Genomic DNA, 12,328 nt, shown 5'->3' with positions numbered 1-12,328 from the left:
GCTAGAACACGTTTCAGTTCTGCTGTTAGCCTGTCGGCAGTCTGATCGAAAGGAGCGTCGGTGACCGCAGTTGAGGGCCCGCTGGCCGGCCGGGTCGCATTGATCACCGGGGCCGCCCGCGGCCAGGGTCGCGCACACGCCGTCCGCCTCGCGAACGAGGGCGCCGACATCATCGCGATCGACATCTGCGCGCCGGTGCACGACACCATCACCTACCCGCCGGCCACCGCGGAGGACCTCGCCGAGACGGTCCGTGCCGTCGAAGCCACCGGCCGCAAGGTGCTCGCCCGCGAGGTCGACGTCCGCGACCTCGGCGCGCTGCAGCAGTTGGTCGCCGACGGTGTCGAACAGTTCGGCCGGCTCGACATCCTGGTGGCCAACGCCGGTGTGCTGAGCTGGGGCCGGCTGTGGGAGATGTCGGAGGAGCAGTGGAGCGCGGTCATCGACGTCAACCTCAACGGCACGTGGAAGACGATCCGCGCGGTGGTGCCCGCGATGATCGAGGCGGGTAATGGCGGGTCGATCATCATCGTCAGCTCGTCGGCCGGGCTCAAGGCCACCCCGGGCAACGGGCACTACGCCGCGTCCAAACACGGTCTGACCGCGTTGACCAACGGGCTGGCGCTGGAGGCGGGGGAGTACGGAATCAGGGTGAACTCCATCCACCCCTACTCCATCGACACCCCCATGATCGAACGCGACGCGATGATGGAGATCTTCGCCAAGCACCCGAGCTTCCTGCACAGCTTCGCGCCCATGCCCCTGCATCGTGTGGACAAAGACGGCAAGAAGGGCCTGCAGGAGTTCATGACGCCCGAAGAAGTGGCCGACGTGGTGGCGTGGCTGGCCGGCGACGGTTCGGCGACGCTGTCCGGCAGCCAGATCGCCGTCGACCGCGGCGTGATGAAGTACTGAGCTAACGTCGTTCGGCCAGCACCGCGGCGAACCGGTCGACCGCCCAGTCGATTTCGTCGGCGGTGATCACCAGCGGCGGAGCGAACCGCAGCGTCGAGCCGTGGGTGTCCTTGACCAGCACACCGCGTTCGGCCAGCGCATGGCTGATCAGCTTGCCCGTGCCCAGGGCGGGGTCCACGTCGACACCCGCCCACAGCCCCTTGCCCCGCACCGCCAGCACACCGCGGCCGCGCAGGTCCGCCAGCCGCTCGTGCAGACGCTTCCCGAGTTCGGTTGCGCTGCGCTGGAACTCACCGGTGCGGAGCAGGTCGACCACCGTGGAGCCGACCGCCGCGGCCAGCGGGTTGCCGCCGAAGGTCGACCCGTGCTCACCGGGGTGCAGCACCCCGAGCACGTCGCCGTCGCCCACCACCGCCGAGACCGGTACGACGCCGCCGCCGAGCGCCTTGCCGAGCAGATAGAGGTCGGGGACGACGCCCCAGTGATCGCAGGCGAAGGTACGTCCCGTGCGCGCCAGCCCCGACTGGATCTCGTCGGCGATCAGCAGGACACCGCGGTCGGTACAGATGCGGCGCACGCGGGGCAGGTAATCGTCGGGCGGAACGATGATGCCGGCCTCGCCCTGGATCGGTTCCAGCAGCACCGCCACCGTGTCAACGTCGACGGCGGCGGCCAGAGCATCGGCATCCCCGAACGGAACGGCCCGGAACCCGGGCGTGTACGGACCGAAGCCCCGCCGTGCGGTGTCGTCGTCGGAGAAGCTGATGATCGTGGTGGTGCGGCCGTGGAAGTTGTTGCGCGCCACGATGATCGTGCCGCGGCCGGCGGGCACGCCCTTGACGTCGGTGCCCCATTTGCGGGCGACCTTGATGCCGCTCTCGACGGCCTCGGCGCCGGTGTTCATCGGCAGCACCATGTCTTTGCCGCACAACCCGGCCAGGGCCTCGCAGAACGGCGCCAGGCGGTCGGAGTGGAACGCCCGGCTGACCAGGGTGACCGCGTCGAGTTGGGCGTGTGCGGCCGCGACGATCCGCGGGTGGCGGTGGCCGAAGTTCACGGCCGAGTACGCCGCCAGGCAGTCGAGGTAACGGCGCCCCTCCACGTCGGTGATCCAGGCGCCCTCCGCGGCCGCGGCCACCACGGGCAGCGGGGAGTAGTTGTGCGCGACGTGGCGGCCGTCGGCCGCGATCACCGCCTCGGTGGCGGCCGGGTGATCGGTGACGGTCATGAATGCACCTCCAGCGTGCAGCATTTGACCGAGCCGCCCCCTTTGAGCAGTTCGGACAGGTCGACGCCGACGGGCCGGAAACCCGCCGCGCGCAGTTGAGCGGCGAAACCGGTTGCCGCGGCCGGCAACACGACGTGGTAGCCGTCGGACACGGCGTTCAGGCCGAGCACGTGCGCATCGGCGTCGGCGACCTCGAGGGCGTCGGGGAACACTTCGCGCAGGCGGTGACACGACGGGGCGTCGAAGGCCGGCGGGTAGTACGCGACGGTGCTGTCGTCGAGCACGGTGAGCGCGGTGTCGAGATGGTAGAAGCGCGGATCCACCAGCCGCAGGCTCACCACGGGCATGCCGACGGCGCGGGCGATCTCCCGGTGCGCGCGGATGTCGGTGCGGAAGCCGTGCCCACCCAATAGGATTCGTCCCGCCGCGAGGAAGTCGCCCTGGCCTTCGTTGACGTGTTCGGTACGGACCGGCGGGTAGCCGTGCCGACTCATCCACTCGGCGTAGGCGTCGGACTCGGCGGCGCGCTGCGGATGGGCGAACCGGGCCACCACCGCCTTCCCGTTCACCAGGACTCCGCCGTTGGCGGCGTAGACCATGTCGGGGAGACCGGCGACCGGTTCCACCAGCTCCACGGTGTGCCCGAGTTCCTTGTAGGTGCGGCGCAGGGCGTCCCACTGGTCGAGTGCGCGGTGGGTGTCGACCGGCGTCGTGGGGTCCATCCACGGGTTGATGGCGTACTCGACGCTGAAGAACGTCGGAGCGGTCATGACGTAGTGGCGGATGGTGGGTGTGCGAGAAACCCGGAGCGGCATGAACCGACGATATGGGTGGCCGTCTGTGCAAACAATCGCCGAACATTGCTTATAGGAGTGCGATCTGTTGTGCTTAGGCGACGTTGGCGGTGATTTGTTGTGCGGGAGGATCATGGACCGGTTGGACGACACCGACGAGCGCATCCTGGCCGAACTGTCCGAGCACGCGCGGGCGACCTTCGCCGAGATCGGGCAGCGGGTGAACCTGTCGGCGCCCGCGGTCAAGCGCCGGGTTGACCGCATGCTCGACGACGGTGTGATCCGCAGGTTCACCACAGTGGTGGACCGCAACGCGGTCGGCTGGAACACCGAGGCGTTCGTGCTGGTGTTCTGCCACGGGACCATTGCGCCAGAACGACTTCGGGCGGCGTGGGTGGACATCCCCGAAGTGGTGAGCGCGGCGACGGTGACCGGTACCGCCGACGCGATCCTGCACGTGCTCGCCCGGGATATGCGCCATCTGGAAGAGGCGTTGGAACGCATCCGTTCCAGCGCGGACATCGAGCGCAGCGAGAGCATCGTCGTGCTGTCGAACCTCATCGAGCGTGCGCGGCCCTGAGTTACCCGAATCACAGGGTGGCGTACCGACGGGGCGGCCCATCGTGTACAACCGCTTCGTGAGCACTTCAGGTGGCATCCTCATCGTGGGCGGCGGTCTCGCAGCTGCCCGTACCGCCGAACAGTTGCGGCGTTCGAACTACCCGGGCCAGGTCACGATCGTCAGCGACGAGGACCATCTGCCCTACGACCGGCCGCCGCTGTCCAAGGAAGTGCTGCGCAGCGAGACCGACGACGTGACGCTCAAGCCTGCGGAGTTCTACCAGGAGAACGACATCACCGTGCTGCTCGGCGCCGGTGCGGCCACCCTGGACACCGAGGCGCGCACGCTCACCCTGACCGACGGCCGCGAGATCGGCTACGACGAACTGGTGATCGCGACCGGGCTGGTGCCCAAGCGGATTCCGACGTTCCCCGACCTCGCAGGCATCCACGTCCTGCGGTCGATCACCGAAAGCCTCAAGCTGCGTGAGGAGGCCGGGTCGGCACGCCGCGCGGTGGTGATCGGCGCCGGGTTCATCGGCTGCGAGGTCGCCGCCAGCCTGCGCAAGCTCGGGGTCGAGGTGGTGCTCGTCGAACCGCAACCGGCACCGCTGGCGTCGGTCCTCGGCAAGCAGATCGGCGAACTGGTGGCCCGGCTGCACCGCGCCGAAGGCGTCGACGTGCGCTGCGGTGTCGGCGTGGCCGAGGTCCGCGGCGAGGGCAGGGTGCAGGCGGTCGTGCTGTCCGACGGCACCGAGGTCGAGGCCGACATCGTGGTCGTCGGCATCGGATCGCGTCCGGCCACCGACTGGCTCGAGGGCAGCGGTATCGCGCTCGACAACGGCGTGGTGTGCGACGCCGAGGGACGCTCGAGCGCGCCGCACGTGTGGGCGATCGGCGACGTCGCGTCGTGGCTCGACACCGTGGGAAACCAAGTGCGCGTTGAACACTGGAGCAACGTCGCCGACCAGGCGCGGGTGCTGGTGCCGGCGATGCTCGGCCAGGAGATCCCGGGCGTCGTCTCGGTGCCGTACTTCTGGAGCGACCAGTACGACGTCAAGATCCAGTGCCTCGGGGAACCGGAGGCCGACGACACCGTGCACATCGTCGAGGACGACGGGCGCAAGTTCCTGGCGTACTACGAACGCGACGGCGTGGTGGCCGGTGTGGTCGGCGGCGGGATGCCGGGCAAGGTCATGAAGACCCGCAACAAGATCGCCAACGGCGCGCCGATCTCCGAGGTGCTCGGCTAGCGCCTTCGCGGATCAGAACTGGCCGAGGTAGAAGCGGGCGCCCTGGTCGTCGACGCATTCGGCCATCAGGCCGTAGGGCTGGCGTGCCGGCGTCTGCAGCACCGACCCGCCCGCCTCCCGCACCCGCTGCACCGCATCGTCGATGTCGGCGACCGTCCACATCGGCACGGTCACCGCGCGCGCAGCGCCTCCGGCCATACCCGCCATCGGCTGGCTGTCCTGGACCTGCCAGCCGTCCTGGACGCGCCCCGATTCGAAGGTCCACGACAGCACGCGGCCGTAGAACTCCCGGAACCGCCCCGAGTCGGGCACCTCGTAGGTGATGTAGGACAGTTCGCCGGGGCCGGTGCCGTTGAGCGCGGGCCTGCGCGTCGGCCGTGCCGGGGTGAACACGGCGAACGGGTGGCCCAGCGGATCGGTGGCGTCCAGCGTGGTGCCGAAGTCGTGTTCGACTGTCGCGCCGACGGTTCCGCCCGCTTCGGTGATCGACTGCCGTGCGGCGGCCAGATCGTCGACCGCGTAGCAGCAGAACAGCGTTGCGGGTCCGTCGCCGGCGAAGATCCCGGTGGGCAGGTCGGTGTTGGTGACCTGCCGAGTGGCCGGATCGTAGTTCCAGCCCAGCACCCGGCCGTAGAACGCCGCGGCGCGCTCGGCATCGGCGGTCCACAGCGAGACGTAGCCGACGTCGCCGTGTCGGATCGGCGTCGCCCCGCCCGTCACCGGGCCGGACAGCATCCAGCGGTGCCCGAACGGGTCGATGATCGCCGCGCTACGAGCGCCGTGGGCCTCGTACGGTTCGCGCTGCACGCGCGCGCCATGCTCGCGCGCCCGCCGCAACGCGGTGTCGGTGTCATTCACCTCCACCATCAGGCTGACCGAGACCTGTTCGGGCTCAGGGGCTTTGAGCCCGAGCTCGGGGAACTCGTCGGCCAGGTAGAGCACACCGCCGGCCAGGGCCAGCTCGGCGTGGCCGATACGGCCGTCGTCCATCACGATCGGCTCGCCGGCCAGTGTCGCGCCGAGTGCGGCGGCATACCAATCGATCGCCGCCCTGGCGTCGGCGACGGCCAGGTACGGCAGTGCGGCCGGTCGCGGAACCGCGGCCAGCGCCGCGTCGGTGCCACTCATGTCCACTCCTTCGGTTCGGTTGGGCAATCTCAGCGCCGACTCCAGGCGCGCACGCAACCGCGCCGCGAACGCCGGGTCGGGTTGCACCGGAAGCTCGCCACCGTGCAGCACCCACAGCGGGTCTCTGCTGTCGTTCACGGTGTTCCTCCTTCCGGGTAGTGCGAGCGGAATGCCCGGCGGGCCCGCACCAGCAGCGCCTCGGTCGCGTGCACGGTCCGGCCGATCAGCTCGGCGCATTCGGGCACCGAACGCCCGTCGAGGTAGCGCAGCGACAGCACCGCGCGGTGCTGTTCGGTCAGCTGTGCCAGCACGCTCTCGGCGACGATGCGGTCGAGTTCGGCGTCCCAGTCGTCGACGGGTTCGCCGGGCTCGGGCACCTCGGCGACCGGGATGCTGTGCCGGTCGTGACGACGGCGGTAATGGTCGGCCAGCTTGTGCCGGGCCACCCCGATCAGCCACGGCACGCTGATCGGCGCCGAGGTGTCCCGCCTGGCGGCGTCCATCGCCGCCAGAAAGGTCTCCGACGTCAGGTCCTCGGCGGTTCCGCGGTCCGGACAGCGTCTGACGAAGTAGCCGTACACCGTCGGCAGTGCATCGTCGTAGAGCGCCAGCAGGGCCCGCGGAGCGTCCGCACCGTCAGGTTCGCCGCTCACACCCTCATCGTCGCCGTTCGGGACCGAACTCCGACGCCCAATTCGCTAATGCAACGCGCGCAGGCCGTCGCGCGCGGTGTCGAAGGCGTCGCCGAGCAGCTGCGCGAGCGACACCGCGTCATCGGCCAGCCACCGCTCGTAGGCGGACAGCGCCACCCCGAGCATCGTCCACGCCACGGTCTGCGGCACCAGATCCTGCGCCGCCACGCCGAGTCGGCGCGCCACGAATCCGGCGATCACCGCCCGCCAGCCGGCGTACATCGTCATCGAATACGCCTGCAGCGCATCGGTTTGCAGGATCACCCGCATGCGCTGCCGGTGCCGGGCGGTTTCGGCGGCATCGAACTCGTTGAACGCCAGCAGAGCGGTGCGCAGCGCCTCGTCGGTCGGGACGTCCGGGTCGAGCTCGTCGAACAGGTGGCGCATGTGCTCCAGGTGGGCGTCGAAGTCGCCCCACGGGATCGCGTTCTTCGACGAGTAGTAGCGGAACAGCGTGCGCCGGGCGATGCCCGCGGCCGCGGCGACGTCGTCGACGCTGACCTCGTCGAACCCGCGGGCGGCGAACAGTTCGAGCGCGACATCGGTGATCTGGTCCTGGGTGGTGGAGCGGCGCCTGCCGACGCGAGGCGCGGATTCCTGTCGCACGAACCCACCCCTTCCGTTCTGGCACTCGATGCCATATCCTGAGCGACCTAGGTCACACTCCAGTGCGACCCTACTCGACGAAAGGCAGTGCTCATGGAGCCCAATCAGCACGTTGAAGCCGACACCGAACTGGTCACCGAGACGCTTGTCGAAGAGGTCTCGATCGACGGGATGTGCGGGGTCTACTGACCGTGACGGCGCCTGTTGCGTTCGACCCCGATCTGCGGTGGCGGCTGCACCACCAGGTGGCGGTGCGGCCCGAACCGTTCGGGGCGCTGCTGTACCACTTCGGAACCCGCAAGCTGTCTTTCCTGAAGAACCGCACGATCGTCGACGTGGTGAACTCGCTCGCTGACCACCGCGACGCCCGATCTGCTTGCCGCGCAGCGGGAATCGACGACGCGCAACAGGCGCCGTACCTGCACGCCCTCGGCGTGCTCGTCCAATCCAAGATGCTCGTCTGCGAAGGGGAACCCGCATCATGACTTCTGTCGTTCCGGCACCCGCGCCGAGCGGAGCGCCCGTACCGCGCTTGGTCGAGCAGTTCGAGCACGGCCTGGACGCGCCGATCTGTCTCACGTGGGAACTCACCTACGCCTGCAACCTGGCGTGTGTGCACTGCCTGTCCTCGTCGGGCAAACGCGATCCGCGTGAGCTGTCCACGCAGCAGTGCAAGGACATCATCGACGAACTCGAACGCATGCAGGTTTTCTACGTCAACATCGGTGGCGGGGAACCGACTGTGCGGTCGGACTTCTGGGAGCTGGTCGACTACGCGACCGCCCATCACGTCGGAGTGAAGTTCTCCACCAACGGTGTGCGCATCACCCCGGAGGTCGCGGCCAAACTCGCCGCCAGCGACTACGTCGACGTGCAGATCTCGCTCGACGGTGCGACCGCCGAGATCAACGACGCGGTGCGCGGCCCCGGATCGTTCGCCATGGCCGAGCGTGCCCTCGAGAACCTCGCCGCCGCGGGTTTCAAGGACGCCAAGATCTCGGTCGTCGTGACCCGGCACAACGTCGGCCAACTCGACGACTTCGCCGCGCTGGCAAGTCGTTACGGTGCGACGCTGCGGATCACCCGGTTGCGCCCGTCCGGCCGCGGCGCCGACGTGTGGGACGATCTGCACCCGACCGCCGAACAGCAGGTGCAGCTGTACAACTGGCTGGTCGCCAAGGGTGAGCGGGTGCTCACCGGTGATTCGTTCTTCCACCTCTCGGGGCTGGGCGAACCGGGCGCGCTGGCCGGGCTCAACCTGTGCGGTGCGGGCCGGGTGGTGTGCCTGATCGATCCGGTGGGTGACGTCTACGCCTGCCCGTTCGCCATCCACGACCGCTTCCTCGCGGGGAACATTCTCTCCGACAACGGATTCCAGAATGTGTGGCAGAACGCGCCGCTGTTCCGCGAGCTGCGTGAGCCGCAGTCGGCGGGGGCGTGCGGTAGCTGCAACCACTACGACGCGTGCCGTGGCGGATGCATGGCCGCGAAGTTCTTCACCGGCCTGCCGCTCGACGGGCCGGATCCGGAGTGCGTCCAGGGATACGGTGCGCCGGCCCTGGCCGTCGACCGGGTCAAGCCCAAGCCCAGCGGCGACCACTCCCGGGGGACCAAGCAACAGGGCCCGATCCCCTTGAAACTGCTGACCAAGCCGCCCGCTCGGCTGTGTAACGAAAGCCCGGTGTAGTCGTGGCCCGCGATACCTGGTTCGAAACCGTCGCCATCGCCCAGCAGCGGGCGAAGAAGCGGTTGCCCAAGTCGGTGTACTCCTCGCTGATCTCGGCCAGTGAGAAGGGAGTCACGGTCTCCGACAACGTCGAGTCCTTCTCCGAGCTCGGCTTCGCCCCGCACGTCGTCGGTGCCGCGCAGAAGCGTGACCTGTCGACAACGGTGATGGGGCAGGAGATCTCGATGCCGGTCATGATCTCGCCGACCGGCGTGCAGGCCGTCGACCCGGACGGCGAGGTCGCGGTCGCCCGCGCGGCCGCCGCCCGCGGTACGGCGATGGGACTGTCGTCCTTCGCCAGCAAGCCCATCGAAGAGGTCATCGCCGCGAATCCCAAACTGTTCTTCCAGATCTACTGGTTGGGCGGCCGCGAGGCGATCCTGGAGCGGGCGCAGCGCGCCAAGGAGGCCGGTGCCGTCGGGCTGATCGCCACGACCGACTGGAGCTTCTCCCACGGGCGCGACTGGGGCAGCCCGAAGATCCCCGAGCAGATGAACCTCAAGACGATGTTGAGGATGTCGCCCGAGGTGCTCACCAAACCGCGCTGGCTGTGGGACTTCGGCAAGACGATGAGCCCGCCCGATCTGCGGGTGCCGAACCAGGCCCGCCGCGGCGAACCCGGTCCGCCGTTCTTCCAGGCCTACGGCGAATGGATGGGTACACCGCCGCCCACCTGGGAGGACATCGCGTGGCTGCGCGAGCGGTGGGACGGTCCGTTCATGCTCAAGGGCATCGTTCGGGTGGACGACGCCAAACGCGCTGTCGATGCGGGCGTTTCGGCGATCTCGGTGTCCAACCACGGGGGCAACAACCTCGACGGCACCCCGGCCGCGATCCGTTGCCTCCCGGCGATCGCCGATGCGGTCGGCGATCAGGTCGAGGTGCTGCTCGACGGCGGTATACGCCGTGGCAGCGACGTCGTCAAGGCGCTGGCGCTGGGCGCTCGCGCGGTGATGATCGGGCGGGCCTACCTGTGGGGCCTCGCGGCGAACGGTCAGGCCGGCGTCGAGAACGTCCTGGACATCCTTCGCGGTGGGATCGACTCGGCCCTCATGGGGCTCGGCCGCGCCTCGATCCACGATCTGGTGCCCGACGACATTCTGGTACCGGCAGGGTTCACCCGGGCGCTCGGTGTCGGCGACGAGGGTTGACCGGCTGAACCTCGATGTGACGCAGGGGGCAGGCGGTGCTGGCGGGTAGCGGGGGGCGCAGTCGCCGAGTTCATTCGGAAAATCAATCGAAGCCCATGCGCGAACAAGCGGCGCACAGCAGGTGAATACGGCTTACCATCGGCGGGTGGCTTTTCCCAGCGAGCTTGGGAACTCGACGTCGAGGCAGCTGCGCACCACACCTGCGGCGTTGATCGTTCCCCTTGGTTCCACCGAACAACATGGACCCCACCTGCCGCTGGACACCGACACCCGCATCGCCACCGCGGTGGCCCGCGAAGTCGCACGCGCGCTACCGACGGCGTGGTCGCTGGCCCCGGCCGTCGGCTACGGCGCCAGCGGTGAGCACGAGAGCTTTCCCGGCACCATCTCCATCGGCACCGCGGCGTTGCGTCTGATGCTGGTCGAATTCGGCAGATCAGCCACCAACTGGGCGTCGCGCGTGCTGTTCCTCAACGGCCACGGCGGGAACACCGAGGCGCTTGCCGGCGCGACCGCGCTGCTGCGTTACGAGGACCGTGACGTGGCCTGGTGTCCGTGCATCACCAAAGAGTCCGATGCGCACGCCGGCCACACCGAAACGTCCGTACTGCTCCACATCTCGCCGGACGACGTACACACCGACCACTGGCAGCGTGGTAACACCGCACCGCTTCGCGAGCTGATGCCACAGCTGCGTCAGGGCGGTGTGGCGGCGGTCAGCGAGGTGGGCGTGCTCGGCGACCCGACCACGGCGACCGACGCCGACGGTGCACGCCTGTTCGGCGAGATGGTGCAACAGTGCGCCGACCGGATCGCGCGCTGGGCGCCGGACCGCAACGGAATGCTGCGATGACCGGACCCCGACTGCCCAACGGCTTTGCCGTCCAGGTCGACCGGCGGGTCAAGGTGCTCGGTGAGGGCGCCGCTCTGCTCGGGGGTTCGCCCACCCGGCTGCTGCGGCTGGCCCCAGCCGCGCAGACCATGCTCACCGGTGGCCGCCTCGAGGTGCACGACGCCCAGAGTGCGCAGCTGGCGCGCACCCTGCTCGACGCCACCGTGGCCCATCCGCGACCCGCGGGCGGGCCGTCGCACCGCGACGTCACCGTGGTGATCCCGGTGCGGGACAACCTGTTCGGGCTGCAGCGCCTCGTCGGATCGCTGCGCGGTCTCCGGGTCGTCGTCGTGGACGACGGGTCAGCGGTGCCCATCGAGCCGAGCGACCTGGCCGGCGTGCACTGCGACGTGCAGATCGTCCGCCACGAGCGCAGCAGGGGTCCGGCGGCCGCCCGCAACACCGGCGCCGCGGCGAGTTCCACCGACTTCGTGGCGTTCCTCGACTCCGACGTGGTCCCGCGCCGCGGCTGGCTCGAGGCGTTGCTGGGCCACTTCTGCGACCCGGCCGTCGCGCTGGTGGCGCCCCGCATCGTCGGCATGCGCACGGCGGACAATCCGGTGGCCCGCTACGAGGCTGTGCGCTCGTCGCTCGACCTCGGGCAGCGGGAGGCGCCGGTGATCCCCTGCAGCCCGGTCTCCTACGTGCCGAGTGCGGCGATCATCTGCCGGCGCCGCGCGCTGGAGGACGTCGGCGGATTCGACGAGACGATGCGGTCCGGCGAGGACGTCGACCTGTGCTGGCGTCTCGTGGAGTCCGGTGCCCGGTTGCGCTACGAGCCCATCGCGCTCGTCGCGCACGACCACCGCACCGATCTGGGGGAGTGGTTCCTGCGCAAGGCGTTCTACGGGGAGTCCGCTGCGCCGCTGTCGGTACGTCACCCGGGCAAGACCGCCCCGCTGGTGATCTCGGGCTGGACGCTGGTGGTCTGGGTGCTGATGGCGATGGGCAGCTGCCTCGGCTACCTGGCGTCGATGCTGGCCGCGGGTTACACCGCGCGGCGCGTGGCCAACGCGCTGCGCACCGTCGAGACCCAGCCCCGGCAGGTCGTGGCCATCGCCGCGCACGGATTGTGGTCGGCGGCGCTGCAATTGGCGTCGGCGATCTGCCGGCACTACTGGCCCATCGCCCTGCTGGCCGCGGTGGTGTCGCGTCGCTGCAGGCAGGCGGTGCTGATCGCCGCGGTGCTCGACGGCGTGGTCGATTGGACGGCCCGGCGCGGCAACACCGACGACGACACCAAACAGGTCGGGCTGATCACCTACATGCTGCTGCGCCGGCTCGACGACATCGCCTACGGACTGGGCCTGTGGACCGGGGTGGTGCGGGAACGGCACCTCGGCGCGCTCAAACCGCAGATCCGGACGTAAGCGCGCCCTTGA

At 69.4% G+C, this 12,328-nt stretch carries 14 protein-coding genes; 9 read left to right on the top strand and 5 right to left on the bottom strand.

The features are described from left to right. The first annotated feature begins 60 nt into the window (after window positions 1-60). Window positions 61-915, top strand: a complete 855-nt coding sequence (locus tag G6N30_RS15720) for a mycofactocin-coupled SDR family oxidoreductase (RefSeq protein ID WP_134054318.1) — start codon at window positions 61-63, stop codon at window positions 913-915. Window position 916: 1 nt separating this feature from the next. Here G6N30_RS15720 and rocD read toward each other — a convergent pair whose 3' ends face one another. Continuing rightward, window positions 917-2,143: an ornithine--oxo-acid transaminase gene (rocD, locus tag G6N30_RS15715; RefSeq protein ID WP_134054316.1), complete on the bottom strand. Its 1,227-nt coding sequence runs from the start codon at window positions 2,141-2,143 to the stop codon at window positions 917-919. Further along, entirely contained in the window at window positions 2,140-2,958 is an 819-nt protein-coding gene (gene ddaH / locus G6N30_RS15710) for a dimethylargininase (protein WP_134054314.1), read from the bottom strand. Before ddaH ends, rocD begins: the two co-directional genes overlap by 4 nt. Before the next feature lie 112 nt (window positions 2,959-3,070). On the opposite strand from ddaH, the gene G6N30_RS15705 reads away from it, so the two are divergent. Together G6N30_RS15705 and G6N30_RS15700 are read left to right on the top strand one after the other, a co-directional pair. Then, window positions 3,071-3,517 carry an Rv2324 family transcriptional regulator gene (locus G6N30_RS15705; protein WP_134054312.1) on the top strand — a complete coding sequence of 149 codons (447 nt, stop codon included), beginning with the start codon at window positions 3,071-3,073 and terminating at the stop codon, window positions 3,515-3,517. Window positions 3,518-3,575: 58 nt separating this feature from the next. Continuing rightward, a complete protein-coding gene (locus G6N30_RS15700; RefSeq protein WP_234880147.1) occupies window positions 3,576-4,751 on the top strand; it encodes an NAD(P)/FAD-dependent oxidoreductase in 1,176 nt (391 codons plus the stop codon). 12 nt (window positions 4,752-4,763) lie between these two features. Here the strand turns inward: G6N30_RS15700 and G6N30_RS15695 are convergent, their stop codons facing one another. From G6N30_RS15695 to mftR, 3 genes are read right to left on the bottom strand one after another with little or no spacing between them, the layout of a single operon-like run. Next, window positions 4,764-6,017, bottom strand: a complete 1,254-nt coding sequence (locus G6N30_RS15695; RefSeq protein WP_134054307.1) for a VOC family protein — start codon at window positions 6,015-6,017, stop codon at window positions 4,764-4,766. Further along, the gene (locus G6N30_RS15690; protein WP_179965463.1) at window positions 6,014-6,532 is read right to left on the bottom strand and encodes an RNA polymerase sigma factor; all 519 of its coding nucleotides are present in this window, start codon (window positions 6,530-6,532) and stop codon (window positions 6,014-6,016) included. The genes G6N30_RS15695 and G6N30_RS15690 overlap by 4 nt, the downstream gene beginning before the upstream one ends. A 45-nt stretch (window positions 6,533-6,577) precedes the next feature. Continuing rightward, the gene (mftR, locus tag G6N30_RS15685) at window positions 6,578-7,177 is read right to left on the bottom strand and encodes a mycofactocin system transcriptional regulator MftR (RefSeq protein ID WP_134054302.1); all 600 of its coding nucleotides are present in this window, start codon (window positions 7,175-7,177) and stop codon (window positions 6,578-6,580) included. A gap of 93 nt (window positions 7,178-7,270) precedes the next feature. Between mftR and mftA the strand changes: the two genes are divergently transcribed. The 6 genes from mftA (at window position 7,271) to mftF (ending at window position 12,316) form a co-directional block, all read left to right on the top strand. Further along, entirely contained in the window at window positions 7,271-7,366 is a 96-nt protein-coding gene (gene mftA, locus G6N30_RS15680) for a mycofactocin precursor MftA (protein ID WP_082703128.1), read from the top strand. Window positions 7,367-7,368: 2 nt separating this feature from the next. Next, the gene (mftB, locus tag G6N30_RS15675; RefSeq protein WP_134054300.1) at window positions 7,369-7,662 is read left to right on the top strand and encodes a mycofactocin biosynthesis chaperone MftB; all 294 of its coding nucleotides are present in this window, start codon (window positions 7,369-7,371) and stop codon (window positions 7,660-7,662) included. Continuing rightward, the gene (gene mftC / locus G6N30_RS15670; protein ID WP_134054298.1) at window positions 7,659-8,864 is read left to right on the top strand and encodes a mycofactocin radical SAM maturase; all 1,206 of its coding nucleotides are present in this window, start codon (window positions 7,659-7,661) and stop codon (window positions 8,862-8,864) included. The genes mftB and mftC overlap by 4 nt, the downstream gene beginning before the upstream one ends. Before the next feature lie 2 nt (window positions 8,865-8,866). Continuing rightward, window positions 8,867-10,054 carry a pre-mycofactocin synthase MftD gene (gene mftD, locus G6N30_RS15665; protein WP_134054296.1) on the top strand — a complete coding sequence of 396 codons (1,188 nt, stop codon included), beginning with the start codon at window positions 8,867-8,869 and terminating at the stop codon, window positions 10,052-10,054. A gap of 121 nt (window positions 10,055-10,175) precedes the next feature. Then, complete coding sequence (gene mftE, locus G6N30_RS15660; RefSeq protein ID WP_179965462.1) at window positions 10,176-10,907, top strand: mycofactocin biosynthesis peptidyl-dipeptidase MftE; 732 nt, start codon at window positions 10,176-10,178, stop codon at window positions 10,905-10,907. Further along, window positions 10,904-12,316 carry a mycofactocin biosynthesis glycosyltransferase MftF gene (gene mftF, locus G6N30_RS15655; RefSeq protein ID WP_134054292.1) on the top strand — a complete coding sequence of 471 codons (1,413 nt, stop codon included), beginning with the start codon at window positions 10,904-10,906 and terminating at the stop codon, window positions 12,314-12,316. The genes mftE and mftF overlap by 4 nt, the downstream gene beginning before the upstream one ends. Window positions 12,317-12,328 lie beyond the last annotated feature (12 nt).

It is taken from the genome of Mycolicibacterium litorale, assembly GCF_010731695.1.
Taxonomy (GTDB): domain Bacteria; phylum Actinomycetota; class Actinomycetes; order Mycobacteriales; family Mycobacteriaceae; genus Mycobacterium; species Mycobacterium litorale.
This window is presented reverse-complemented; position numbering and strand designations above follow the sequence as displayed.